Here is a 25,356-nt window from a genome sequence, read left to right as displayed (position 1 = left end):
GCGATGAGCGCCATGTCCCCCACGACGCCGCGCTTCAAGCAGAATGTCCGCGAGGCGCTGGCAAACCGGAACATCCAGGCCGCGCTTGGCAACGCGCAGGCGGGCTTCGTGGCGAAGCGCGCCGCCGCCCGCGCGGCCCTGCCGGAATTCGACGACATCCGCGACGCTGCGCGCGACCTCAAGAACCACGTGCTCGCGAACCTCGCGGACTACCTCGAACGCTACGAGGAGAAGGTCACGGCCGCCGGCGGCCATGTCCACTGGGCCGAGACGGCCGGGGACGCGCAGCGCATTGTGCTCGACATCTGCCGCAAGGCGGGCGCCAAGACCGTGAACAAGGGCAAGTCGATGATCTCGGAGGAATGCGGGATCAACGACTTCCTCGAGGAACACGGGGTTCGAGCGCAGGAGACCGACCTCGGCGAATACATCATCCAGCTTCGCCACGAGGCGCCCAGCCACATCATCGCGCCCGCGATCCACGTCACGGTCCCGGAGGTCGAGGCCGAGTTCCGCAAGGCGCACACCCATCTCGACCCCGGCCGGAACCTCTCGGAGAAGGCCGGGCTGATGGCCGAGGCCCGCTCGGTGCTGCGCGAGAAGTATTTCGCGGCCGAGGTCGGCATCACCGGCGCGAACATGCTGATCGCCGAAACCGGCCAGTCGGTGATCGTCACCAACGAGGGCAACGGGGACCTCAGCCAGTCGCTGCCACGCGTCCACATCGTGATGGCCTCGCTCGAAAAGATCGTGCCCACGCTGGAGGACGCCGCAACCGTGCTCCGCGTGCTCGCGCGCTCGGCCACGGGCCAGGAGATCACGGTCTACACCACCTTCTCCTCCGGCCCGCGGCGCGAGGGCGACCCGGACGGGCCCGAGGAATATCACGTGATCCTGCTCGACAACGGGCGGACCAACATGCTCGGCACCGAGTTCCAGGAGATGCTGCGCTGCATCCGCTGCGGCGCCTGCATGAACCACTGCCCGGTCTACCAGTCGGTCGGCGGCCACGCCTATGGCTGGGTCTATCCGGGCCCGATGGGCGCGGTGCTCACGCCCTCGCTGATCGGCGTGGAGAAAGGCGGGCAGTTGCCCAACGCCTCGACCTTCTGCGGGCGCTGCGAGGCGGTCTGCCCGATGCGCATCCCGTTGCCGAAGATGATGCGCCACTGGCGCGAGCGCGAGTTCGAGAAGAACCTCACCCCTTCGGCCGCGCGCTGTGGCCTGGCAGCGTGGAGGATTGTGGCGACGCGGCCCTGGGCCTACCGGCTGATGACGGCAGCGGCCGCGCGGGTCCTGCGGATTGCCGCCATGGGCAAGGGTCGGCTCGCGTCGCTGCCGATGGGACGAGGCTGGACCGACTACCGCAACTTCCCGGCGCCGCAGGGCCGGACGTTCCAGAGCCAGTGGAGGGGCGAGCAATGAGCGCGCGCGAGGCGATCCTGTCCCGCATCCGCCGCGCCTCGGGCGCGGCCGACCCCCAAGCCGTCGCGGCGCGGCTCGCGGGCGGGCAGAAGGCGCCGGTCCCCGCGCAAGGCCGGGCCGAGGGCGAGGCCCGCGTCGCGCAGTTCATAGCCAAGGCGCGCGCGGCGGATGCGACCGTCTCACGCCTCGCCTCGGCCGACGATCTGCCGGGGGCGCTGGCCGACGAGCTGCGCGCCCGCAACCTGCCCGCCGCGATCCGCACCGGCGCCGACCCCCTGTTCGATCGGGACTGGGGCGGCATCGAGCGCAGCATCGGCACGGGCCGGCTAGAGGAGCCCGCAACGCTCTCGCGCGCGCAGATGGCGATGGCCGAGACCGGGACACTGCTGCTGGCCTCGGGGCCCGACAACCCGGTGACGCTGACCTTCCTCGGCGAGACCCATTTCGTCGTGCTGGCGGCCAAGGACATCCATGCGGGCTTCGAGGACATGTGGGCCGCATGGCGCGCTCGCGGGCTCGACCCCCGCACGGTGAACCTCGTCACCGGGCCCTCGCGGTCGGCCGATATCGGGCAGACGCTGCAACTCGGCGCGCACGGACCGGTTGCGCTCCATGTCTTCGTGGTGGGATGAGGCGGGCAACTCCGCGCCCGCCATCCCCTTCGATCACGCGGCGCTCGGCGCGCCTCAGCCGGGACCGCCCTGAGTGTTCCAAATATCCCATTTCAGGCGCCAAACGCCATCCTCGCCACGCTCCCACATCACGACATACTTGCCGTGGGCGGTGACGCGCCCGCCGATGCCGTCGGGGGCGGTGAGCGACAGGCGGCCGAGTTCCGTCGCGCGGTCGCCATGGTCCGCGATGGCGTCCGTCATCAGGTCGAGGTCGCCCGCCCCGGACTCGATCACGCCCTGCCACAGCGCGCGGATCGCCTCGCGCCCCTCGGCCCGCGCAGCACCAGGCGGAAGCGCCACCGCGTCCGACGTGTAGAGCGCAGCCAGTCCATCCGCGTCGCCCGCGTTGAAGGCCGCCTCGAATCGGGCGCTGCTCGCGGCGATCCCCTCGGCCGCGTCGGGCGCGTCGGAGACGCTCGCGCAGGACGACAGCGCCAGAAGCGCCGCCGCGGCAATGATCGGTCTCATCAATTCCTTCCCCCTTCCAACTGGACGCGACCGGGATTTCCCCTGCCGCCGGCGCCGGAACGGAAACATTATCACAACCTATGGTAGAAAACAGCGATCACCTGCCGTCCGCGCCGCGCCCTTGGCGGCACGCAGGCCGCGGACGACCCGGCTCGGGCCTCAGTAGCGCCAGTAGCCGCCATAGCGGTGGCCGCAGCAGTCGTCATCCGCCACAGCGATGATGCCAAGCGTGAGGATGCTCACCGCGAAGGCCCCCGCCGCCAGCGCCGTGTTCTGCGAACGCTCGTAGTCCATCTGATCGCGCAGGATGCGCGCGCGCTCGCAGTCGGGCGAATTGTAGGGGTCGGGCGAGGTGAGGCAAGCGTCCAGCGCCATGCGGTGCTCGGTCGTCGTGCGCTCGCTCGCGCAGCCCGCGGCCAGCGCCGCGACGGCAGCGAGGCCCACAGCCAACCGAAGACACGAACGCAACCGGCTCATCCCGAAACCCTCCGCGGCAAGGGCGGATGATATCACGTGCGGGGTGGAGCGCGCGAATCCTCGACGCTGCCGCGGGCGGCCCTTGTCAAAACACCGCAGGCACCCCCAAATCTCAGCCGCCGCGGTTCTCGGTCCACCGCGGCGGGGCGGCCAGCCGCCCGGCCCGGCTGGGCGTGAAGGGCCGTGGAGAACCTCGGATGTTGCTCATCTACGGCTCGGGGCTGCTGTTTGCAGCGCTGGTGCTGCTCTGCGTCGCGCGGTCCGTCTTCGACCGCCTCGACACCACCAACGACGAGCCCAGCTTCGGCCCGACCGAGGCGGTTGGCCTCGTCGTGACCGCGCTGCTCGCGCTCGGCCTCTCGTATTTCGCGCAGATCCTGGCGGCAGACCAGGGCGCGGCCACGGTCACCGAGATCGCCGGCGCGCTGGCTGCCGTCGCGTTCGCGGGCGCCTTCGTCTGGCGTCTGACGGTCGGGCGGGGCCGGGCGGGACCGCGCAGCAGCGTGCCGGAAGCCCCCGAAGGCCGCCCCGCGCATCGCGGCCCGGGGCCGTCGGGCCGGCCCGGCAAGGCACCCGGCAGAAAGCGCGCGGCCTGACGGCCGGCCGCGGGCGCCGGGGCCCGGCGCCCGCCCTACCGCGCCCACCCGCGCTCGACCGCGGCGATGGCCAGCACCGCGACCGTCGCGCCAACAGCGTTGAAGACAAGGTCCAGCGCAGTGTTGTAATAGCCGCCGACGCCGGTTTCCGGCAGGGCCACGACGGCCGCGAACTCGACGATCTCGTTGGCCGCGCCCAGCCCCATGCTCGCAAGCGCGGCCAGCGTGTACACCGTCCGCGTGCCCCGAAGCTGCGGCACCGTGCCGGTCGCAAGCTGCCAGATCAGCCACGCCGTCACGCCAAAGCCATAGGCGTGCACGACCTGGTCGAAGCGCAGCAAGGTGAAATCGCCATCCACCACCAGCGGCACGACCACCACCCCGTAGAGCACGCCATCGCCCACCGCGAGGCCGCCCCCCGCCATATGCGCCAGCCCCCAGAGCGACAGCGCCCACAACAGGCCGAGCGGCAGTTGCGCCCGGCGCGAAAGCCAGCCGACCAGCGTCATCAGGACGCCCATCGTCAGGATGTACCACAGGAATTCGCGGTTGCCGCGATCGGCGAAATGCAGCGCGAAGACGCCGAGATAGCCGAGGTTGAATGCCACGACGCCCCACTCGGCCCGGTTCAGCGGCCGCATCCTCAGCGCCGCCCCAGCCAGCGGCCGATCCGGCGCGCGACCCGGTCGAGCCCGAGGAAGCGCCAGTTCAGCCACAGCATCAGCGCCAGCAGGCACAGAAGATAGACGAGATGAATCTGACCCTCCCGGACCGCTCCGCCGGGCGATCATAGCCGCTTGCGCCGCCCTGCGGTAGGCGCGTCGGCAGCGGCGGCGGCTGCCGCGCGGGCGGTCCGGCCCTGGCGTTCCGCACTGCGGCAGCATTTTTGTGCGGCGCACTTTACGGCCCCTGCGCCGACCGCTATTCCGCATGGTGGAAAAGGTCAGCCCGCGAGGTTCCGCCCGTGCCGAACGCCCCGACCAGAGAGTTCCGCAAGATCCTCGTGGCCAATCGCGGCGAGATCGCGATCCGCGTGCTGCGCGCGGCCAACGAGCTGGGCAAGCGCACCGTGGCGATCTTCGCCGAGGAGGACAAGCTCTCGCTCCACCGCTTCAAGGCGGACGAGGCCTACCAGGTCGGCGCGGGCAAGGGGCCGGTCGCGGCCTATCTCGACATCGAGGACGTGATCCGCATCGCCCGCGACTGCGGCGCCGACGCGATCCACCCGGGCTATGGACTTCTCAGCGAGAACCCCGCCTTCGTCGATGCCTGCACCGCCGCCGGCATCGCCTTCATCGGCCCCAAGGCCGAGACCATGCGGATGCTGGGCGACAAGGCCAGCGCCCGGCAGGCCGCGATCGCCGCTGGCGTCCCCGTCATCCCCGCAAGCCCGGTCCTGCCCGAACCCGAAGGCAACATGGACGCGATCCGCGCCATGGCGGCCGACGTCGGCTACCCGATGATGCTCAAGGCGTCCTGGGGCGGCGGAGGCCGGGGGATGCGCCCGATCCTCGCGCCCGACGAGCTCGAGGCCAAGGTGCGCGAGGGAAGGCGCGAGGCCGAGGCGGCCTTCGGTAATGGCGAGGGGTATCTCGAGCGCATGATCCAGCGCGCCCGCCATGTCGAGGTGCAGGTGCTGGGCGACCACCATGGCAATCTCTACCACCTCTACGAGCGCGACTGCACTGTGCAGCGGCGCAACCAGAAGGTCGTCGAGCGCGCGCCCGCGCCATATCTGAGCGATGCCCAGCGCTCCGAGATCTGCGAGCTGGGGCTGAAGATCGCGCGCCACGCCAACTACCAGTGCGCCGGCACCGTCGAGTTCCTGATGGACATGGACACGGGGGCGTTCTTCTTCATCGAGGTCAACCCCCGCGTGCAGGTCGAGCACACCGTGACCGAGGAGGTCACCGGCATCGACATCGTCAAGGCCCAGATCCGCATCACCGAGGGCGCGACGCTTCACGATGCGACCGGCAAGGCGCGGCAGGAGGACATCACGCTCTCGGGCCACGCGCTGCAGTGCCGCGTCACCACCGAGGACCCGCTCAACAACTTCATCCCCGATTACGGCCGGATAACCGCCTATCGCGGCGCCACCGGCTTCGGCATCCGGCTCGACGGCGGCACGGCCTATTCGGGCGCGGTGATCACCCGCTACTACGACAGCCTGCTCGAGAAGGTCACCGCCTGGGCGCCGACACCCGGCGAGGCGATCGCCCGCATGGACCGCGCGCTGAGGGAATTCCGCATCCGCGGCGTCGCCACCAACATCGCCTTCGTCGAGAACCTGCTGAAGCACCCCCGCTTCCTCGACTACGGCTACACGACCCGCTTCATCGACACGACGCCCGAGCTCTTCGACTTCAAGCGCCGCCGCGACCGGGCGACGCGGCTGCTGCGCTTCATCGGCGAGGTGAGCGTGAACGGCAACCCCGAGGTCGCCGGCCTGCCCCGGCCCGCGGGCGAGATCCGCTTGCCCGTGCCTCCGCGCCATCCGGGCGGCGAGCCCCCGCGCGGCTGGAAGCAGTTGCTCGACGAGCAGGGGCCGAAGGCGGTGGCCGACGCGATGCTGGCGTCGAAGGCCCTCCTGCTCACCGACACCGCCATGCGCGACGGGCACCAGAGCCTGCTCGCCACCCGGATGCGCTCGCTCGACATGATCCGGGTGGCCGACGCCTACGCCCACCACCTGCCGCAGCTCTTCAGCGTCGAATGCTGGGGCGGCGCAACCTTCGACGTGGCCTACCGCTTCCTGCAGGAATGCCCCTGGCAGCGCCTGCGCGAGTTGCGCGAGCGGATGCCGAACATGCTGACGCAGATGCTGCTGCGCGCCTCGAACGGCGTGGGCTACACCAACCTGCCCGACAACGTCGTCGAGAAGTTCATCGCCACTGCCGCGGCGACCGGCATGGACGTCTTCCGCGTCTTCGACCCACTGAACTGGGTCGAGAACATGCGCGTGTCGATGGACGCGGTGCTGGCCTCGGGCAAAGTGCTCGAGGCCGCCTTCTGCTACACCGGCGACATCCACGACCCGGACCGGGCCAAGTATTCGCTGCGCTACTATGTCGATCTGGCGAAGGAGCTGGAGCGCGCGGGCGCCCATATCCTGTGCATCAAGGACATGGGCGGGCTGGTGAAGCCCTACGCCGCCCACGCGCTGGTGCGCGCGCTCAAGGACGAGATCGCGATCCCGATCCACTTCCACACCCACGACACGTCGGGCATCTCGGCGGCCTCGATCCTCGCTGCCTGCGACGCGGGGGTGGACGCGGTCGACGCCGCCGTCGATGCCTTCTCGGGGCTGACTTCGCAGCCGCCGCTCGGCTCGATCGTTGCCGCACTCAGGGGCCAGCCGCGCGACACCGGCCTGGAGCCCGAGCGGATTCGCGAGATCTCGCGCTACTGGGAGGGGGTGCGCCGCCAGTACGCCGCCTTCGAGCCCGACATGCGCGCGGGCGGGGCGGAGGTCTATCTGCACGAGATGCCCGGCGGCCAGGTCACCAACCTGCGCGCCCAGGCCCGCTCGATGGGGCTCGAGGACCGCTGGGACGAGGTCGCCCGGACCTACCGGGACGTGAACGCCATGTTCGGCGACGTCATCAAGGTCACGCCGATCGCCAAGACCGTGGGCGACATGGCGCTGAGCATGGTCGCGGCGGGCCTGACCCGCGCCGATGTCGAGAACCCGGAGGTGGACGTGGCCTTCCCCGACTCGGTCGTGACTTTCTTCAAGGGCGAGGTCGGCCAGCCGGTGGGCGGCTTCCCCGCGGCGCTGCAGGCGAAGGTGCTGAAGGGCGCGGCCCCGATCACGGCGCGCCCCGGCAGCCTGATGCCCCCCGCCGACCTCGAGGGAAAGCGCGCCGAGGCGTCCCAGGCGATGGACGGCCATACCGTCGATGACGAGGACCTCTGCTCGTACCTGATGTATCCGAAGGTCTATCTCGACTACATGGGCAAGCGTCGCGACTTCGGTCCCGTGCGCGTCCTGCCCACACCCACCTTCTTCTACGGCATGGAGCCGGGCGAGGAGGTGATGGTGGATCTGCGCCCGGGCGTCACGCTGGTGATCCGCCTGCAGGCGATCGCCGAGCCGGACGGGAAGGGCGAGGTTAAGCTGTTCTTCGAGCTCAACGGCCAGCCCCGCACCATCCGCATCGAAGACCGCCGCTTCGCCGCCGAAGGCAAGCGCGCCGAGAAGGCGGACGTGAGCAACCCGAACCATGTCGCGGCCCCCATGCCCGGCATCATCGGCTCGGTCGCCGTGGTGGCGGGCCAGCATGTCCACGCGGGCGACCTGCTGCTGACGCTCGAGGCCATGAAGATGGAGACCGCCATCCACGCCGAGCGCGACGCCGTGGTCGAGCGCGTGGTGACCCCGGCGGGAACGCAGGTGGATGCCAAGGACCTTCTGATCGTCCTTGGCGCCTGAGCAGTGCCGCTTGACAGGCGCGGTGCGCGCACTGACCCTTCGGCTCGCGGGGTTTTCCGCTGCAAAAGTGGGGACGCGTCGATGGGCGATCTGAAGCTCGAAATCAAGACCAAGGGCAAGGACGCCTTCACGGCGGCCGACATCAAGGCCAACTGGGCAAACAAGACCACGTTCTGCGACCACGACCCGCGCCGCCAGAGCGACGGGATCTGGAAGGACATGCGCGGCATGATCAAGGATCGCGAGCTGGCGCAGAAGGCGATCAAGGCCGACGTCAAGCTGACCGGTCTGCCCAGCGACCCCGACGACTACCCCGGAACCCACAAGATGGACGTCTACGTCAACGGCGAGCGCGCGTGCCGCATGGATGTCGACATCAAGGGCTCGGAGAAGGCCGGCGTGAACGATGTCGGCTTCAAGAGCCTCTCGAGCTCGGAGGACGCCGCCAAGCTGCTGGTCAAGCTCAAGAAGGACAACGATTTCTTCAAGAAGAACCTGACCCTCAAGAAGGGCGACAGCCAGCATCCCGACAACATCCTGTGGAAGGTCGGCAATGTCGAGAACTCGCTGCCGATGAACGCCCACACCAAGGGCGACGGCAAGAAGAACGAGAAGGTCGCCCTCGACAAGCTCAAGAAGACGATGAAGGCGTTGGGCTACGTGTGAGGCGGGATGCAGCAAGCCATGCCGCGTTGACGGCGCCCATGACCTTCAGGGTGTGGCGGCGGAGGGCCGGGCCAGCCGCGCACCCATCGCGGCAGCCCCGCGCGACCGCCGTCCAGAACTGTGACGCGCCGGGCGATGCCGCAGCCGGGCGATGAGAACCCACCTGCCGGGCGGCCTCTCGCTCTTGCTTGGGTTACTTCTCCTCGCCGCCTGCACCACGGCCCCCGCCGCGCGCGACGACACTGGGCCGCGCGTCCGCGAGGTGCTCGTCGTCAGCGATGGCTGGCACAGCGGCATCGTGATCCCGCGCGGTGCCATCCTCGCGACGGGCCTGATGCCCGAGGCCGAGGATTTCCCCGGCTCCGCCCATCTCACCTTCGGCTGGGGTGACCGCGCCTACTACCCGGCGCCCGTGGCCACCGTTGGCCTTGCGCTCGACGCGGCCTTTCTTCCCACCCCGGCGGTGATGCATGTCGCGGCCCGCGCCCATCCGCCCGATCCCGGTTCGGGATCTGGCGAGGTGCTGCGCGTGCCCCTGACCGAGCGCGGCTTCCACGCCCTGATCGCCGCCATCGCCGGTGATTTCGAGCGCCCCGCGGGCGGTCGGGCCGCGGCCCTCGGCCCGGGCCTTGCCGCGGTGAGCGGCTTCTACCCCGCCCGTGGCCGCTTCCACATGTTCAGCACCTGCAACACCTGGACCGCGCGGATGCTGCGCGAGGGCGGCGTGGACATCGCGCCTGCGGGCATCGTCAGCGCCCGGGACCTGACGACACGGCTGCAAGCCGCGCTCGACGCGCAGGCAAGGGTGTCGGCCTCTCAGATCAGCAACGGATAGCCGCCTTCCAGCTTGAGGAGCGCGATCTTCGTCTCGACCCCTCCCCGGCCGGAATAGCCGCCGAGCCCGGTGGCTGAAAGAACCCGATGGCATGGTAAGATCACCGGCAGCGGATTGGCGCCGCAGGCCGCTCCCACCGGCTGGCCGTAGGTGCCGAGCGCCTTGGCGATCTCGCCATAGCTGCGGGTCTCGCCATAAGGGATCGCCAGCATCGCCTCGCGAACCGCCGCATGGAACGCATCGGCGGCGGGCGCGAGCGGCAGGTTGAAGTCGCGCAGCCGCCCGTCGAAATAGGCGGCGAGCTGCGCGCGGGCCTCGGCGAGCAGCGGCGTGTCGCAGGTCACCGCGCGCTCGGCCCAGAAGGCGCGGACCAGAGCGCCCCCCGCCTCCTCGATCGCGAGGCGGCCGACGGGGGTGTCGAGCGTGGCTGTCGGCATGTCGGTCTCCGCAAGGCTCGCGTCCGGATTTGCCCAAGGCCTAGCCCCGGCGCGACGACGGGGCGACCCGGAAGATGCGCCGCCCCGCGCAGGCGGTGCGCGCTCACGTCACGCGAGTCCTATTTCCAGCTTCGATCACCTGTCGGACCACGCTTCCCTGCGTGAGCGCCTCAACCTTCCCGCGCCATGCGCCGCAATTCGAACTTCTGGATCTTGCCGGTCGAGGTCTTGGGCAGCTCGCGGAACACGACCTCGCGCGGGCATTTGAAATGGGCGAGATGGGCGCGGGCGAAGGCGATGATCTCCGCTGCGTTGGCGCTCCGTCCCGGCCGCAGCTCGACGAAGGCGAGGGGCGTCTCGCCCCATTTCGGGTCGGGCTTGGCCACCACCGCCACGAAGCCCACGGCGGGGTGCTTGTAGAGCACGTCCTCGACCTCGATCGACGAGATGTTCTCGCCGCCCGAGATGATGATGTCCTTCGAGCGGTCCTTGAGCTGGATGTAGCCGTCAGCATGCTTGACCGCGAGGTCGCCCGAGCGGAACCAGCCGCCCGCGAAGGCCTTCCCGGTGGCCTCGGGGTTGCGGTAATAGCCCTTCGAGACGACATTGCCGCGGAACATCACCTCGCCCAGCGTCGCGCCATCGGGGGGCACCGGCTCCATCGTCTCGGGGTCGAGCACGTCGAGCCCCTCGAGCACGCCATAGCGCACCCCCTGCCGCGCCTTCTTCGCCGCCCGCTCGGGGGCGGGGAGGGCGTCCCACTCGGCCTTCCACTCGTTGACCACGGCGGGGCCATAAACCTCGGTCAGACCATAGACATGGGTGACCTCGAAGCCGGCGTCCGCCATCGCCGCAAGCACCGCCTCGGGCGGGGGCGCGGCCGCGGTCCAGAAGCGCACGCGGTGATCGAACGGCGCCCGTTCCTCCTCGGTCGCGTTCAGCAGCACCTGCATCACGATCGGCGCCCCGCACATCAGGTTCACCCCGTGCTCGGCGATGGCGCGGTAGATCGGCCCGGCGCGGACCTGCCGCAGGCAGACATGCGTGCCACCGACGACCGAGACCGACCACGGGAAGCACCAGCCGTTGCAGTGGAACATCGGCAGGGTCCAGAGGTAGACCAGCGGCTCGGCCAGCGCCGCATGCACGATGTTGCCCATCGCCAGCAGCGCGGCACCCCGGTGGTGATAGACCACGCCCTTGGGATCGCCCGTGGTGCCGGAGGTGTAGTTGAGCGAGATCGCGTCCCACTCGTCGCCCGGCATCTGCCACTCGAAGGCCGGGTCGCCCTCGGCGAGGAAGCGCTCGTAATCGATGCCCATATGGGTCGAGACGGTCCCGGCGGTGGGATCGACATACTCGACCACCAGCGGCTTCGGCATCACCATGTGCGCCAGCGCATCCGCGAGGGTCGGCGCGAGTTCGGCATCCACCAGCACGATCTTGGCGTGGCAGTGGTCGAGGATGAAGGCGATCCCCGCGGCATCGAGCCGGGTGTTGATCGCGTTCAGCACCGCCCCCGCCATCGGCACGCCGTAATGCGCCTCGAGCATCGGCGGCGTGTTGAGCAGCACCGCCGACACCACGTCCCCGGGCCCGATGCCCGAGCGCCGGAGCGCCGAGGCAAGCCGCCGCGCGCGGGCATGGAATGTCCCGTAATCGACGCGCTGCTCGCCATGGATGATGGCCGTCCGCTCGGGGAAGACGCTGGCCGCGCGGGCAAGCTGGCTCAGCGGCGTGAGCGGCTGGAAGTTCGCGGGCCGCCGCTCGAGGCCGTCGTCGAAGCTGCGCGGGCCAGCGGCGCCACCGGGTGCCCGGGCGCCTGAGGGATCGGTCTCGGGGTCGCTCAAGGGCGGGGTCTCCCGGATCAGGATCTGCGTTTGGGTCAAGCGTTGCCGCCGACGCGGGGGTTTGTCAAACCCGGGCGGGCCGCATCAGTTTTGGGTCGACAACGGCGGGGCCGCGGGCGACTGTGCCGCGCTGACGGAAACCGCCGCGGGGAGCGGGAGCATGGGCGACGAACTTCACGGCCGCGCGGCCATCGTGACCGGAGCCGGCGGCGCCGTGGGGCGCGCGATCGCGCGGCGGCTGGCCGAGGCGGGCGCCGACGTCATGCTGGCCGATGCCGATGTCGAGGCGCTGGAGGAGAGCTGCGCCGCCATCTCCGACGTGACCGACCGCTTTGCCCGATTTCATCTCGGACGGCCTGACAGGCTGGGGGCGGCCAACCTCACCGCCGCGACGATCGACGCCTTCGAGCGCATCGACATCCTCGTGAACGAGCCACGCGCCACGCGCCCGGGAGCGTTCGAGGACCTCAAGGCCGACGACTTCGCGGCGGCGCTCGAGACCAACGTGACCTCGGCCTTCCTGCTCAGCCAGGCCGTGGCAAAGCGGATGATCGCCCAGTCCGGCGAGGACGAGGATTTCGCGGGCGCGATCATCAACGTCTCGTCGATCGCGGCCCGGCGCACGGTGCCCGAACTGATCGCCTATTCGGTGTCATGCGCGGCGCTAGACCAGCTCACGCGCTCGATGGCGGCCGATCTGGCGCGGCATGGCATCCGGGTGAACGGGGTCGCGCTGGGCGCCGTGATGTCCGAGCGGCTGCGAGAGACGCTGCGCGAGCGCGCGAATCTCAGGGCCGAGATGGTCCGCGTGACACCGCTGGGCCGGATCGGCGATGCCGACGACGTGGCCGAGACCGCGCTGTTCCTTGCCTCGGACCGCGCGAGCTTCATCACCGGTCAGATCATCGCCGTCGATGGCGGGCGCACGGTGCTAGACCCGCTGGCCTCGCCGGTGCGCTGACGAGGCCGGGCGAGCCGCGCGGTCAGTCCTCGTCCTTGCCCCGGCGCGGCAGGTTGAAGAGCGAGTCGGGGTCGACATTGCCGCCATAGCCGCTGTCGTCCTCGTCCTCCTGGGGGCCGCGGGGATCGTCGAGGCTGAAGTTCTCGAAGCCCCGCACGGCCGAGGGCAGCGCCGGTTCCTCGGGCGCGCCCAGCGACTCGTCGGTCGACATGAGGCTCATGCGCTCCTCGGCCGAGGGCACGTGCTCCTTCGACTTCGCGCGCTTCTCGGCGGCCTTCTTCACCGCCTCGTCGAGCTCGGTCTGCCGGCAGAGGCCCAGCGCCACGGGATCGACGGGCTGGAGGTTGGCATAGTTCCAATGGGACTTGTCGCGGATCGACTGGATCGTCGGCTTGGTGGTGCCGATCAGCTTGCCGATCTGACTGTCCTCGAGCTCGGGGTGATAGCGCACCAGCCAGGCGATCGCCGCCGGGCGGTCCTGGCGCTTCGAGACAGGGGTGTAGCGCGGCCCCTTGCGCTTCACGGGGGGCGCGATCTCGCGCCTCACCATCCGCAGCCGGGCGATCGGGTCGGCTTCACAGCGGGCGATCTCCTCGGCGGTGAGCTGGTGGTTGGCGACGGGGTCGAACCCCTTGATACCCTGCGCCACTTCGCCGTCCGCGATGCCCGCCACCTCGAGCTCGTGCATCCCGCAGAAGTCGGCGATCTGGCGGAAAGTCAGCGTCGTATTGTCGACGAGCCAGACGGCGGTCGCCTTGGGCATCAGCGGCAGGTCGGACATGGGTCTCTCTCCTTCTGGTCTCTCGCCGTCGGAACGGGCCTTCGGAAAACGGCTCCGCCGGCGCTCCGAGAACCGGGCGCGGGGGCGCGTCTGACGGTTTCGAGGAAATTCCAAGGGCGCTATATAGTCGCCGCAGAGGCGAAAATAAAGCGGTATCGGGCGATGCGTGGACGGATTGGCGGCCTGATCCTGGCGCTGTCGGCGGTCGCGGGTCTGACCTGCGGGCGGGTCGCGGCGCAGGACCGGGCGGGCGCGTTCGACCACTACGTGCTGGCCCTGTCGTGGAACGCCGGCTGGTGCGCGGCCGAGGGGGATGCGCGCGGCGCGCCCCAGTGTGACCCGCGCGAGGAGATCGGCTTCACCCTGCACGGGCTCTGGCCCCAGCAGGGCGAGGGCTGGCCCGAATTCTGTCGCGGCACCGCACGCGATCCCGCGCGGCACGAGACGGCGGCGATGGCGGACATCATGGGCTCGGCCGGACTCGCCTGGCATCAGTGGCGCAAGCACGGGCGCTGCACCGGGCTCGAGCCCACCGAGTACTTCGCGCTGTCGCGCCGGGCCTGGGAGCAGGTCGCGCGCCCCGAAGCCCTGCGGCGCCTGGGGCGCCGGGTGAGCATAGACCCGAAGGTGATCGAGGCGGCCTTCATCGAGGCCAATCCGGGCCTCACGCCAGACATGGTCACGGTGACCTGCCGCGACGGGCGCTTCCGCGAGGTGCGGATCTGTCTCGATCCCGACCTTTCGCCACGCGCCTGCCTCGGCCGCTCGGCGCGCGACTGCGGCGCGCCGAGCGTGACGCTCGACCCGATGCGCTGAGCCGCGCGCTCAATAGCTCTGCCGGCGCCTCAGCGCGACCATGGTGTCCGAGGCCTCCTGCGCCTCGGCCAGCGTGCGGATGCCGCGCGCGGCCAGAAGATCCAGCATCCGCAGGAAGACCATCGCCGTCGCGATCGAATCGCCCAGCGCCGTGTGCCGCTCCTCGGGCAGCAGCGTCACGCCGAAGCGTTCGGCAAGCGCATCGAGCGTATGCTCGGCCGTCGGGTCGCTGATCAGCGCCGAAAGAAGGACGGTATCCAGCACGGGGTGGTCGAACCGAACCCCGGCCTCGGCCTGCCGCAGCCCGAGGAAGCGCATGTCGAAGGCCGCGTTGTGAGCGATCAGCACAGCGCCCCTGGCGAAGGCGTGGAACCGGCGCAGAACCGGCTCGACCGGCGGCCGATTCGCGACCATGGCATCGGTGATGTGATGGATCCGGGTCGAGGCCGCCGGGATCGGCCGCCCCGGGTTGACCAGCTCGTCGAACACCTCGCCTCGCAGGAGGCGGCCATTGACGATCCGCACCCCCGCGATCTGGACGATCCGGTCGCCCTGCGAGGGGTTGAGGCCGGTCGTCTCGGTGTCGAACACGACGTAGCTCAGATGGCGCAGGTCCTGACCGGCAAGATCGGCGGGCAGCGCCCGGTTCATCAGGTCGAAGTCGTAGAACTCGGGCCGCCTTGGCAGCGGCATGGCCGGCGCGCCCTCATGGTCGTGGATCGGCGCGCGCAGCGGCAGCCGCAGCCGCACGCGCCCGTCAGGCGCGCGGTTGGGCAGGAAGCCGGTACGGTGACGCGCCAGCACGTCGCGCCCGGTGAGGTGGCCGAGCGCGTGGTCGAGCGGCTCGGCGAGCCAGGCTTCGAGCGTCGCGAGGCTCACGGGCTCGCCCCCCCACAGAAGATCGACCGCGACATTGCCGCCGCGCCGCTCGGCGGCGAGCGCGACCGCGCCGGTGCCGGGCATCAGGCGCTTGAGCACATGCGCGAGCAGCTCGACGATGCTGTAGGTTTCCGCATGCAGCCAGAGGCCCTCGCCCTCGACGCGCACGCGGCCCTGCAGCGACATCGGCAGGCGGCCGACGACGCAGGCAAATAGCGTCGGCGAATAGGTGTCCTCCATCGGCCAGACGCCGCTGCGCAGGCCCGCATGGCGCTCGGCCATCGTGGCGATCGCCTCGGCAGCGCGGTGGCTCTCGGCCGCGACCGCGGCGTCGAAGGCCGCGCGCGCCTCGCCCTCCGGGGCGCCCGGCGCGACGAGGATCTCGCCCATTGCCGCGAGGGCCGCGAGCGGTGGCGTCAGGGTGTCGATCATGTCCCAGATCAGCCGGTCGCGCGCGCTCGCCGCCTCGATCTGCTGCGTCACGTCGCCAAGCGAGATGGCAAAGCCCGACACCTCGCCGCCGGTGCCGTCCACGATGAGCCCGAGCCGGCCCGCCAGAGTCCGCTCGCCCGTAGCCGTGGTGGTCAGAACGGCGATCGAGAGCCCGTCTGGATGGGCGAGATGCCGGCCGGCACGGTAGCGCGCCTCGACCCGTTCGAGCGCGTGCCGGATCGGCTCGTCGCGCATCAGGGTCGAGAGCGGGCGGCCAAGGCCCACCGTCTCGGGCACGCCCAGCAGGCGCACGGCCTCGGTGTTGTAGAGCAGGATGAGATGCTCACGGTTGCAGATGATGACGGCCTGCTTGAGCTCGCTCAGGACGCTCTCCAGTCGGGCCTTCGCGGTTTCGGCCTCGCGCGTCGCGGCCGCGATCCGCGCCGCGGTCGCGGCCCGCTCCTCGCTCAGCGCGCCGGTCGCGCGCTCGATGGCCGGGCCCAGCGCGCCGAGATAGCGCGCGGGCGCGGTGTTCACTCCGGCTCGGGCGGCGGTCGCCGTGCTCTCGCGCTCGAGTTCGTGGCTCAGCGCGACGATGGGGCGGGCGACGTTCTCGTCGAACTTCTGCCAGATCAGCAGCGCCGCGAGCGCGATCACGAACCAGGCGCTGCCGCCGGTCAGCACGAGATGCGGCAGCGCCTCGGGCCCGAGCCGCACGGCCGCGGCCCAGGTGCCGGCGCCGATCGCGACCGCCGAGAGGCAGACGATGAGCGCGAAGAACAGGAAGATCCTGAGCCGCAGGCCCAGCCGCTCGCGCTCAGCCATGGCGTGCCTCCGGGGCCTGCGGCGGCGCATCGGGCTCGAGCAGCGCGCGCAGCGTGGCACCGAGGTCCGAGATGGCGAAGGGCTTCGGCAGGAACGCGTCCGCACCCAGCGCGAAGGCGCGCTCGACATCGAGACGGGCGCAACGCGCGCTGATCACGAGGACCCTGAGCCCCACGAGGCCGGGATCGGCGCGCAGCCGCTGGCAGAGATCGAGGCCCGAGCGTTCCTCGATGTCGGCATCGATCAGCACGAGGTCGGGGGCCGCGGCGGCGATCGCCTCGAGCGCGGTGGCGCAGTCGCGCGCGACACCGGGCTCGCAACCCTCGCGGCGGACCAGATGCTCGAGCACCAGCGCCATGCTGTCCTGGTCCTCGACGATCAGAACGCTGCGGGCCATGGTGCTGTCTCCTCTCGCCGTGCGAGCCCTTCCCTCAGACGCTGCCGCAGACGGTGGCGACCAGCGGCGCGCCGGCCGAAGGCGCGGCCCAGTCGATCCCGGTGATATCGCCCGCATCGTCGAAACGCGGCTCCTCGGCCGGGAGCCGGCCCATCCGGCGGCCGCGGCAATCGAAGAGATGGACGGTCCGGACGACGTTGCGGAACTGCTGGAACTCGATGACCTCGGCGACGACGAGGTCCGGCCGGTCCGCGAGCCGCGCGCGGCCGGCCATGTTGACCGCGATGAAGTGCTGCACGCGCGGGAACATGTAGGTCCAGGGCTCGATCGGGCTGCGCGTGGGGAAGGTCGCGGCGACCACCACGCCATCCGCCAGATGCGAGGTGATGCGGCCATACCAGGCGTAGCTGTTCCAGATCGAGAAGCCGATCATCGCGAGGCCCGCCGTCGCCGGCATGATCCAGCGCGGCATGCCGTGCCAGAAATGCCGCCGGACAAGAAAGACCAGCAGCGCCGACACCGCCGAGACCGATACCGCACCGAGGAGAGTGTAGAGCATCCCGTTCCCTGTCCCGACCGACCCGTGCCTTTCAGCCCGGCGCGCCGCGGCTGTGGGCAAGCGCCGACTGCATCGTCTTGATCACCATGAAGGCATCCTTGAGATGCCCGCGCTCGAGCTCGGAGAGCGTCGCGGGCGCCATGAAGTTGTCGGGCTTGCGGCCCTCGCGCACCTGCCGCGCCTGATGCTCGAGGCGGATGCCCGCGATCAGATCGTAGGCATCCAGGAGGTCGTGCGCCCCGGAGTCCGAAAGCACCCCGGCCTCGCGCGCCGCGATCAGGCGCTCGCGCGTGTTGACCGGCTCGAGCGCGCCGATCAGCGCGTAGATGCGGCCGAGATCGACGACCGGCACGACACCGTTGAGCTTGAGATCGACGGTGTCCTTGTGCTCGCCCGACCGGATCAGGGCGAAGCCGCGGAACAGCCCGAGCGGCGGCGTGTGCTTGAGCGAGTTCGAGATCATGTGCGCGACGAAGATCGAGTTCGCCCGCGCGCGCGCCAGCGTCTCGGCCTGCAGCCCGTCGAACAGCGCGCGCGTCCCCGCGATCGGCCGCAGGTCGAACATGACCGAGGCCAGCATCTGTGCCATCGGGTCGGGCTTGCGGATCCACCCGTCGAAATACTGCCGCCAGACCCGCACCGGCTGGCGCCATCGCGGATTGGTCGCCATCATCTCGCCGGGGCAGTAGTAATAGCCGCAGGCGTCGAGCCCGTCCGAAACGAATTTTGCGAAGGCCGCGAAATAGTCATCGTCGGCCTCGGTCGCCGCGTCGTCGAGGATGAGGCAGTTGTCCTGGTCCGAGACGCCGGTCTGCTCGCGCCGACCCTGGCTGCCGCAGGCAAGCCACAGCCACGGGCGGGGCGCCGGGCCAAGCTCGCGCTCGGCCATCACCAGAAGCCGCCGCGTCACCGCGTCGCCCACATCGGTGACCAGGCGCGTCACCACATGCGGCTCGGCCCCGCCGCCGACAAGTTGCGCAAGAAGCTGCGGGATCGCGCCCACGGTCTCGGCCAGCCGCCCCACGGTTTCGGCGCGGGCGATCTCGCTCACCATGTAGATCGACGAGACGGTCTGGCGGTTCACCAGGTTGGTCCGCGTGATGATCCCGACGGGACGGCCGTCCTCGGTCACCGGAAGGTGGCCGATATGGCGCTCGGCCATGGTCAGGAATGCGTCGAAGCCGAGCGCATCGGGCGAGAGGTTGAGGGGCGTGCGCGTCATGACCTCGCGCACTGGCGTCTCGGGCGGCAGACCGCGAGCGAGGACGCGCCCTGTGAGGTCGCCCGTCGTGAGGATCCCCTCGAGCGCGCCCTCCGGCTCGGCCACGAGGACGCAGGAGATGTGACGTTCGGACATGACCCGGGCGGCGTCGCGCACCGCCGTGCCGGACGGCACCGTGACCGGCTGCGCCGTCATCAGCGCGCGGACGGGAAGGGTGGTGAGCTCGCCGTCGCCACGGCCGTTTCGCGCGGCCGCCACGCGCACGCGGATGCGCTCGAAGAAGGCGCGGAACTGGTCCGAGGCGTCGAGCATCCGGCGGAAATCCGCGACGGGCAGGATCAGGAGGTCGCAGTGCTCGCGCGCCTTCGCGGTGTCCGGCGCGGTGCCGTCGCCCGTGAGGCCGCGCCGGGCGAAGATCTCGCCGGTGTGGCGGACCGAAATCGCGGTCCCGTCAGGTGTGGTGAGTTCGACGGCGCCGCGCAGCACGAGGAAGAGACCGGGGAGCGTGTCGCCCGCGGCATAGATCGTCTCGCCCGCGGTGACCGTGCGCTGCGTTGCCGCCCGCGCGCAATCGGCGATCAGATCGGCCGAGAGCGCATCGAAAGGGTGGTGGGCCGCCAGAAACCGCTCGATCCGTTCCTGTGTGAAGGACATGCGCGGGCCCCTGACTTTCTTGGGAGTGCTGCGGGCGGCGGCAGGACCGCCGCCCGCGATTTCCGTCCCTCATGCCCGGCGCAGTGGCGCGCCGGGCACGAGCCGAGCCGTTCAGTGGTCGGTCGCCTGGCCCGCACCGCGCGGGATGCGGATGCTCTCGACCAGCTCCCTGATCTCCTCGGGCACGTCGGCCGTCGCGCGGCTGACGAAGTAGGCGACCAGGAAGTTGATGCCCGCACCGACCGAGCCGATCGACAGCGGCGAGATGCCGAACAGCCAGTTGTCGGCGGTGTCGGGCAGCCAGTTGGTGCCGGGGATAAAGAACCAGCCCTTGAAGATGAAGATGTACACCACCGTGAAGATCAGGCCCGACAGCATGCCCGCGATCGCACCCGAATTGTTGATGCGCGTCGAGAAGATGCCCATCATCAGCGCGGGGAAGATCGAGGCCGCAGCGATACCGAAGGCGAGCGCCACGGTCTGCGCCGCGAATCCCGGAGGATTGAGGCCCAGCCAGGTCGCGACGGCGATGGCCACCGCCATCGAGATGCGCGCGGCCAGAAGCTCGCCCTTCTCCGAGATGTTCGGATTGATCGCGCCCTTGATCAGGTCGTGGCTGATCGCCGACGAGATCGCGAGCAGAAGGCCCGCCGCCGTCGAGAGCGCCGCCGCGAGGCCACCGGCCGCGACGATGGCGATGACCCAGCCCGGCAGGTTCGCGATTTCCGGGTTCGCCAGAACAAGGATGTCACGGTCGAACTTGACCAGTTCGTTGCCCTGCCAGCCCTTCTCGGCCGCCAGCGCCGTCATCTTGTCGCTCTTCTCGTTGTAATACTGGATCTTGCCGTCGCCGTTCTTGTCCTCGAACTTCAAGAGGCCGGTCTTCTCCCAGTTCACCATCCACGCGTATTCGGGCTTGGACTTCATGTCTTCGTACGACAGCGACTCGCCCTGCACGCCGTTCGGATAGATCGTGTCGACGATGTTGAGCCGCGCCATGGCACCCACCGCCGGAGCGACGGTGTAGAGCAGCGCGATGAACACCAGCGCCCAGCCGGCCGACCAGCGCGCATCCGCGACCTTGGGCACGGTGAAGAAGCGCACGATCACGTGCGGCAGGCCCGCCGTGCCGATCATCAGCGACAGCGTGAACAGGACCATGTTCAGGGTGTTGGTGTGATGGCCGGTGTAGCTGGCGAAGCCGATATCGGCCAGCACCTGGTCGAGCCGGACGAGCAGCGGCGTGCCCGAGGCCTGATGCGTGCCGAACAGGCCCATCTGCGGCAGGAAGTTTCCGGTGAGCTCGAGCGAGATGAAGATCGCCGGGATCGTGTAGGCCGTGATCAGCACGACATACTGCGCCACCTGCGTGTAGGTGATGCCCTTCATGCCGCCGAGCACCGCGTAGAAGAACACGACGACCGCGCCGATGTAGAGGCCGGTTGCGCTGTCCACCTCGAGGAAGCGGGCGAAGGTCACGCCGACGCCGGTCATCTGCCCGATGACATAGGTCACCGACGCGACGATGAGGCAGATCACCGCCACCATGCGCGCCGTCGTCGAGTAGAAGCGGTCACCGACGAATTCGGGCACGGTGTACTTGCCGAACTTGCGCAGGTAAGGCGCAAGCAGCATCGCCAGCAGCACGTAGCCGCCGGTCCAGCCCATCAGGAACGACGAGTTGTCGTAGCCCACGAAGGCGATCAGTCCCGCCATCGAGATGAAGGACGCGGCCGACATCCAGTCGGCGGCCGTCGCCATGCCGTTCGTGATCGGGTGCACGCCCCGGCCTGCGGCATAGAACTCCCCCGTCGTCGCGGCCCGCGCCCAGAAGGCGATGCCGATGTAGAGCGCGAAGGTCGCGCCCACGAAGATGAAGTTGAGTGTTTGCTGGTCCATGATACCCCCCGGGCGCTCAGTCTTCGTGGACGCCGTGCTTGCGATCGAGCGTATTCATCATCGTCGCGTAGACGAAGATGAGCGCGAGAAAGACCAGGATCGATCCCTGCTGGGCGAACCAGAAGCCCAGATCCGTCCCGCCGACCGGGATTACGCTGAGCATCGGCCGAAGCAGAATTCCAAATCCGAACGAGACCAGCGCCCAGATCACGAGCGAGACCTTCACGTAGGCGATGTTGCTGCGCCAGTAGGCGAGCCCAGATTCCTTGTCGTTCATCGTTCCATTTCCTCTCCTACAGTCACCCGAACGCCCTTAAGGGGGTCGGGCTGCCGCAATGGCTCCCCAGCGATGCTCCGGGTTCTTGTCGGTCGCCGTGCCCCCGCATCGTTCTTGCTGTTGGGCAGCGGGCGCCTTGCGCGCCCATCGCCGTTTCGCTTCCGCCCCGGCATCTCCGACCGGAGCGCGAGGCGGGCGGGACAGGCCCGCCCGCAGGCAGAGTCACTTGACCGCTCGGTTCTCGATGAGATTGTCGACCACCGTCGGATCGGCCAGCGTCGAGGTGTCGCCGAGCGAGCCGAAGTCGTTCTCGGCGATCTTGCGCAGGATCCGGCGCATGATCTTGCCCGAGCGGGTCTTCGGCAGGCCCGGCGCCCACTGGATGACGTCGGGGCTGGCGATCGGGCCGATCTCCTTGCGCACCCAGTTGCGCAGCTCGGCCTTGAGCTCGTCCGTGTACTCCTCGCCCGCCATCAGGGTGACATAGCAGTAGATGCCCTGGCCCTTGATCTCGTGCGGGTAGCCCACCACCGCGGCCTCGGAGACCTTGGGGTGCGCGACGAGGGCGGATTCGACCTCGGCGGTGCCCATGCGATGGCCCGAGACGTTGATCACGTCGTCGACGCGGCCCGTGATCCAGTAATAGCCGTCCTTGTCGCGCCGGCAGCCGTCGCCCGAGAAGTAGTAGCCCTTGAACATCTCGAAATAGGTCGACACGAACCGGTCATGGTCGCCGAACACTGTGCGCATCTGGCCGGGCCACGAGTCCTTGATCGCCAGCACGCCCTCGCACTGGGTCTCGGCGATCTCCTCGCCCTTCTCGTTCAGGACGCAGGGCTGGACGCCGAAGAACGGCCTGGTGGCCGAGCCGGGCTTGAGCGGGATCGCGCCGGGCAGCGGCGTGATCAGGATGCCGCCGGTCTCGGTCTGCCACCAGGTGTCGACGATCGGGCAGCGCTCCTGCCCGACCACGCGGTGATACCAGCGCCAGGCCTCGGGGTTGATGGGCTCTCCGACCGAGCCGAGGATGCGCAGGCTCGAGAGGTCGTGCTTCGTCACGAACTCCTCGCCCTGCCCCATCAGCGCGCGGATCGCCGTGGGCGCGGTGTAGAAGATGTTGACCTTGTGCTTGGCGCAGACTTCCCAGAAGCGCCCGGCATCGGGCCAGGTGGGCACGCCCTCGAACATCAGCGTGGTGGCCCCGTTCGCCAGGGGCCCGTAGACGATGTAGCTGTGTCCGGTCACCCAGCCCACATCGGCGGTGCACCAGTAGACTTCGCCCGGCTGGTAGTCGAAGACATACTGATGCGTCATCGACGCGTAGACGAGATAGCCAGCCGAGGTGTGCAGCACGCCCTTCGGCTTGCCGGTCGAGCCCGAGGTGTAGAGGATGAAGAGCGGGTCCTCGGCCTTCATCTCGACCGGGGCGCAGTGGTCGGTCACGCGCTCGACCTCGTCGTGATACCAGACGTCACGGCCTTCGGTCATCGGCACCGCGCCGCCGGTGCGGCGGACCACGAGGCAGCGCACGTCCGGCCCGCATTTCGCCAGGGCCTTGTCGACGTTGGCCTTCAGGGGCGTGGCCCGCCCGCCGCGGGGCGCCTCGTCGGCGGTGACCACGAGCTTGGCGCCGCAATCATTGACACGGTCCGCCAGCGCGTCGGGGCTGAAGCCCGCGAACACGATCGAATGCACGGCGCCGATGCGGGCGCAAGCCAGCATCGCATAGGCCGCCGCCGGGATCATCGGCAGGTAAAGGATGACGCGGTCGCCCTTCTTCACGCCCATCGCGTGCAGTACGTTGCCGAACTTCGAGACCTGCCGGTGCAGCTCCTCGTAGGTGATGTGCTGGCTGACGCCGGGGTCATCCGACTCCCAGATGATGGCGGTCTGGTGCGCGCGGTCCTTCAGGTGCCGGTCGACGCAGTTGGCCGCCACGTTCAGCGTGCCGTCCTCGAACCATTTGATGTAGACGTTGTGGTAGTCGTACGAGGTGTTCTTGACCTTCGTATAGGGCTTGATCCAGTCGATCCGCTTGCCATGCTCGGCCCAGAACGTCTCGGGATCATCGACCGAGGCGCGATACATCTCCTCGTAGCGCGCGGCGTCGGCATGTGCCGTCGCGGCAATCTCGGGCCTCACCGAAAAGACGTCGTCATCCGCCATCGCGAATCCTCCCAGACAGTTCCGCATCCCCTATGCGCCTGCCGTCGGACGGGGATCGGTTCCTGCCCGAGGCGGCGTTGCTTCGCAATTTTCTAACACAGGTTAAGCGGCGTGTAATCAATTGAAATCTACGGAAAAAATTGTCAATTTCTTCCATGCATCTTCAGCATTATCGTCAATAATTGACATCCCGGGCGTTTCCCGATGGTTTTCAGCGCGTTCCGCCGGCATGCCGCCCTCCGGGCTTCTGTGCCACGCGACCCGGCGATGCGGTGCTGGCGGGGGCGATAGGCCCGTCACGGACAAGATGCCGCGCCCGGCTCCCCGGACGGCGGGGCCGCAATGCGGCCACGATTCGCGCATTGCGGGGCGGGAGGCCTTGCAAGTCCGTTGCTTTCTGGGTGATTCTGGCTCCAGCGAGCCCCCCCCCTGAACCCTAGTCGTGCCGGGCGGAGGGGCCGCAGGCACGTCCCGAGCGCCGTCTCGGTAAACTGCGGCGGGTGACGTTGGGACCGGGCCCGTCAGACAGCACATGGCAGGACGCATGAAGGCGAGCGACCACTCCGGGCATCGGCGCAAGTTGGCGCTCGGCATCCTCGCCGAAGCACGCCACCGCGGCCATCGCCTGGTCCGGGCGCTGCTGTCAGCGTCGCGCCCCGGCATTGCCGAGCTTGCCGCGCGAGCGCTGCTGCGGCTTCGGCCGTCGGACGACACACTCCTGCACGTCCTCGCGGCGCTCGCATGGGCGCGAGGCGACACGGTCGGCGCGGCGGAGGCCGCCGCCAGGGCGCTCGCGGCCGACCCTTCGGTGGCGCGCCACCGCTGGCTCCTGGCATCGATCCGTCAGTCCCGAGGCGAGCCAGATCGGGCCATCGCCATCCTCGGCCCCGAACGGCCGGGCCGCGAGCCGCTCCGCAACCTCTGCCTGCGCGCGAGCCTGCATCTCCAGCGAGGCGATCTAGCGACGGCGGCCCGCCTCGCCCGGATCGCGCATGACCGGTTTCCCCGCAAGCCCGAGCCCCTGCGCCTGCTGATTTCGGCAGGCATGGAGTCGGGCGATTTCGAGTCGACCTCGGCCCTCGCCGAGTTGGCGGGCACGACATGCCCGGAGAACGCGGGCCTCCTGCATCTGCGCGCGACGGTGAGCGAGCGGCTCGGCGACATCGCCAGCGCGCAACGGGCGCTGGAGCGGTGCCTCGAGCTTCGGCCCGACAGGCTGGCGGCGCGCCTCGCCCTCGTGCGCATTCTGACCCTTCAGGGGCAAGGCGCGGCGGCGCAGCGCCTCGCCCGCGCAGCGGCGGAGGATGCGGCAGCGCTCGGCTCGAGGGAGCGGCATCTGGCCGCCGAGATCTTCGACATGGCGCAGATCGAGCCTCCGGCGGATCTGGTCGCGGCGATCGCGTGCCAGCCCTGCACGAATGCGGACGAGGCCCTCTGGGCATTGTGGGCGAGCATCGCGCGTCACGACCGCACGGAGCTCCTGCGCGCCTACGAGGCTGCGCTTCGGCTCGTCGAGCGGGACGGCCGTCTGCTCGCGCTCCTGTCCGGTGAGCAGCCCAACTTGATTGGTCCACGGTGATTGTTAGTTCATGGTCGGCCTTCGGTCCATCCGGACGATGCTTTCC

22 protein-coding genes are annotated in these 25,356 nt (G+C 69.6%); 9 read left to right on the top strand and 13 right to left on the bottom strand.

Translation table 11 applies throughout. From position 1 onward, the window contains the following. Positions 1 to 3: 3 nt before the first annotated feature. Together M1105_RS19410 and M1105_RS19405 are read left to right on the top strand one after the other, a co-directional pair. On the top strand, positions 4 to 1,425 hold the full coding sequence (locus tag M1105_RS19410) for a LutB/LldF family L-lactate oxidation iron-sulfur protein (RefSeq protein WP_249582036.1): 1,422 nt from the start codon (positions 4 to 6) through the stop codon (positions 1,423 to 1,425). After that, on the top strand, positions 1,422 to 2,057 hold the full coding sequence (locus M1105_RS19405; protein ID WP_249582035.1) for a LutC/YkgG family protein: 636 nt from the start codon (positions 1,422 to 1,424) through the stop codon (positions 2,055 to 2,057). Before M1105_RS19410 ends, M1105_RS19405 begins: the two co-directional genes overlap by 4 nt. A 54-nt stretch (positions 2,058 to 2,111) precedes the next feature. On the opposite strand, the gene M1105_RS19400 is transcribed toward M1105_RS19405, so the two are convergent. Beyond that, positions 2,112 to 2,567: a YybH family protein gene (locus M1105_RS19400; protein WP_249582034.1), complete on the bottom strand. Its 456-nt coding sequence runs from the start codon at positions 2,565 to 2,567 to the stop codon at positions 2,112 to 2,114. 159 nt (positions 2,568 to 2,726) lie between these two features. Then, positions 2,727 to 3,044, bottom strand: coding sequence for a hypothetical protein (locus tag M1105_RS19395; protein WP_249582033.1), 318 nt, complete (start codon positions 3,042 to 3,044; stop codon positions 2,727 to 2,729). 197 nt (positions 3,045 to 3,241) lie between these two features. On the opposite strand from M1105_RS19395, the gene M1105_RS19390 reads away from it, so the two are divergent. Beyond that, on the top strand, positions 3,242 to 3,640 hold the full coding sequence (locus M1105_RS19390) for a hypothetical protein (protein WP_249582032.1): 399 nt from the start codon (positions 3,242 to 3,244) through the stop codon (positions 3,638 to 3,640). A gap of 35 nt (positions 3,641 to 3,675) precedes the next feature. Here the strand turns inward: M1105_RS19390 and M1105_RS19385 are convergent, their stop codons facing one another. Then, positions 3,676 to 4,281: a DUF2238 domain-containing protein gene (locus M1105_RS19385; RefSeq protein ID WP_249582031.1), complete on the bottom strand. Its 606-nt coding sequence runs from the start codon at positions 4,279 to 4,281 to the stop codon at positions 3,676 to 3,678. A gap of 323 nt (positions 4,282 to 4,604) precedes the next feature. Here M1105_RS19385 and M1105_RS19380 point away from each other — a divergent pair, with 323 nt between their 5' ends. The 3 genes from M1105_RS19380 (at position 4,605) to M1105_RS19370 (ending at position 9,576) form a co-directional block, all read left to right on the top strand. After that, positions 4,605 to 8,075, top strand: a complete 3,471-nt coding sequence (locus M1105_RS19380) for a pyruvate carboxylase (RefSeq protein ID WP_249582030.1) — start codon at positions 4,605 to 4,607, stop codon at positions 8,073 to 8,075. Between the two features lie 81 nt (positions 8,076 to 8,156). Further along, positions 8,157 to 8,741 carry a hypothetical protein gene (locus M1105_RS19375; RefSeq protein WP_249582029.1) on the top strand — a complete coding sequence of 195 codons (585 nt, stop codon included), beginning with the start codon at positions 8,157 to 8,159 and terminating at the stop codon, positions 8,739 to 8,741. 151 nt (positions 8,742 to 8,892) lie between these two features. Beyond that, positions 8,893 to 9,576, top strand: a complete 684-nt coding sequence (locus tag M1105_RS19370) for a DUF2459 domain-containing protein (protein WP_249582028.1) — start codon at positions 8,893 to 8,895, stop codon at positions 9,574 to 9,576. Here the strand turns inward: M1105_RS19370 and M1105_RS19365 are convergent. Together M1105_RS19365 and M1105_RS19360 are read right to left on the bottom strand one after the other, a co-directional pair. After that, the gene (locus M1105_RS19365; RefSeq protein ID WP_249582027.1) at positions 9,558 to 10,013 is read right to left on the bottom strand and encodes a methylated-DNA--[protein]-cysteine S-methyltransferase; all 456 of its coding nucleotides are present in this window, start codon (positions 10,011 to 10,013) and stop codon (positions 9,558 to 9,560) included. The genes M1105_RS19370 and M1105_RS19365 overlap by 19 nt on opposite strands. A 170-nt stretch (positions 10,014 to 10,183) precedes the next feature. After that, the gene (locus tag M1105_RS19360; protein WP_264759745.1) at positions 10,184 to 11,863 is read right to left on the bottom strand and encodes an acyl-CoA synthetase; all 1,680 of its coding nucleotides are present in this window, start codon (positions 11,861 to 11,863) and stop codon (positions 10,184 to 10,186) included. 160 nt (positions 11,864 to 12,023) lie between these two features. On the opposite strand from M1105_RS19360, the gene M1105_RS19355 reads away from it, so the two are divergent. Beyond that, complete coding sequence (locus tag M1105_RS19355) at positions 12,024 to 12,824, top strand: SDR family NAD(P)-dependent oxidoreductase (RefSeq protein ID WP_249582026.1); 801 nt, start codon at positions 12,024 to 12,026, stop codon at positions 12,822 to 12,824. A 22-nt stretch (positions 12,825 to 12,846) separates the two neighbouring features. Here M1105_RS19355 and M1105_RS19350 read toward each other — a convergent pair whose 3' ends face one another. Continuing rightward, a complete protein-coding gene (locus tag M1105_RS19350) occupies positions 12,847 to 13,605 on the bottom strand; it encodes a DUF1013 domain-containing protein (protein WP_249582025.1) in 759 nt (252 codons plus the stop codon). Positions 13,606 to 13,767: 162 nt separating this feature from the next. Here M1105_RS19350 and M1105_RS19345 point away from each other — a divergent pair, with 162 nt between their 5' ends. Further along, positions 13,768 to 14,421, top strand: a complete 654-nt coding sequence (locus M1105_RS19345; protein WP_249582024.1) for a ribonuclease T2 — start codon at positions 13,768 to 13,770, stop codon at positions 14,419 to 14,421. Between the two features lie 9 nt (positions 14,422 to 14,430). Here the strand turns inward: M1105_RS19345 and M1105_RS19340 are convergent, their stop codons facing one another. The 7 genes from M1105_RS19340 to acs form a co-directional block, all read right to left on the bottom strand. Next, the gene (locus M1105_RS19340) at positions 14,431 to 16,557 is read right to left on the bottom strand and encodes a 3'-5' exonuclease (protein ID WP_249582023.1); all 2,127 of its coding nucleotides are present in this window, start codon (positions 16,555 to 16,557) and stop codon (positions 14,431 to 14,433) included. Beyond that, a complete protein-coding gene (locus M1105_RS19335; protein WP_249582022.1) occupies positions 16,550 to 16,954 on the bottom strand; it encodes a response regulator in 405 nt (134 codons plus the stop codon). Before M1105_RS19335 ends, M1105_RS19340 begins: the two co-directional genes overlap by 8 nt. Before the next feature lie 34 nt (positions 16,955 to 16,988). Then, positions 16,989 to 17,513, bottom strand: a complete 525-nt coding sequence (locus M1105_RS19330; protein WP_249582021.1) for a hypothetical protein — start codon at positions 17,511 to 17,513, stop codon at positions 16,989 to 16,991. Between the two features lie 31 nt (positions 17,514 to 17,544). After that, positions 17,545 to 19,389, bottom strand: a complete 1,845-nt coding sequence (locus M1105_RS19325) for a DUF294 nucleotidyltransferase-like domain-containing protein (protein ID WP_249582020.1) — start codon at positions 19,387 to 19,389, stop codon at positions 17,545 to 17,547. A 111-nt stretch (positions 19,390 to 19,500) separates the two neighbouring features. Continuing rightward, positions 19,501 to 21,288 (bottom strand): sodium:solute symporter family protein, encoded by a 1,788-nt coding sequence (locus M1105_RS19320; RefSeq protein ID WP_249582019.1) that lies wholly within the window; start codon positions 21,286 to 21,288, stop codon positions 19,501 to 19,503. Between the two features lie 16 nt (positions 21,289 to 21,304). Beyond that, positions 21,305 to 21,565, bottom strand: a complete 261-nt coding sequence (locus M1105_RS19315) for a DUF4212 domain-containing protein (protein ID WP_249582018.1) — start codon at positions 21,563 to 21,565, stop codon at positions 21,305 to 21,307. A 222-nt stretch (positions 21,566 to 21,787) separates the two neighbouring features. Beyond that, complete coding sequence (gene acs, locus M1105_RS19310; RefSeq protein ID WP_249582017.1) at positions 21,788 to 23,731, bottom strand: acetate--CoA ligase; 1,944 nt, start codon at positions 23,729 to 23,731, stop codon at positions 21,788 to 21,790. A 532-nt stretch (positions 23,732 to 24,263) separates the two neighbouring features. On the opposite strand from acs, the gene M1105_RS19305 reads away from it, so the two are divergent. Beyond that, positions 24,264 to 25,310 (top strand): tetratricopeptide repeat protein, encoded by a 1,047-nt coding sequence (locus tag M1105_RS19305; RefSeq protein WP_249582016.1) that lies wholly within the window; start codon positions 24,264 to 24,266, stop codon positions 25,308 to 25,310. Positions 25,311 to 25,356: the final 46 nt, after the last annotated feature.

The sequence above is a fragment of the Thermohalobaculum sediminis genome (assembly GCF_023487995.1).
Classification (GTDB): Bacteria; Pseudomonadota; Alphaproteobacteria; order Rhodobacterales; family Rhodobacteraceae; genus Thermohalobaculum; species Thermohalobaculum sediminis.
The sequence above is the reverse complement of the archived record's forward strand: the minus strand, read 5'-3'. Positions and strand labels throughout refer to the sequence as shown.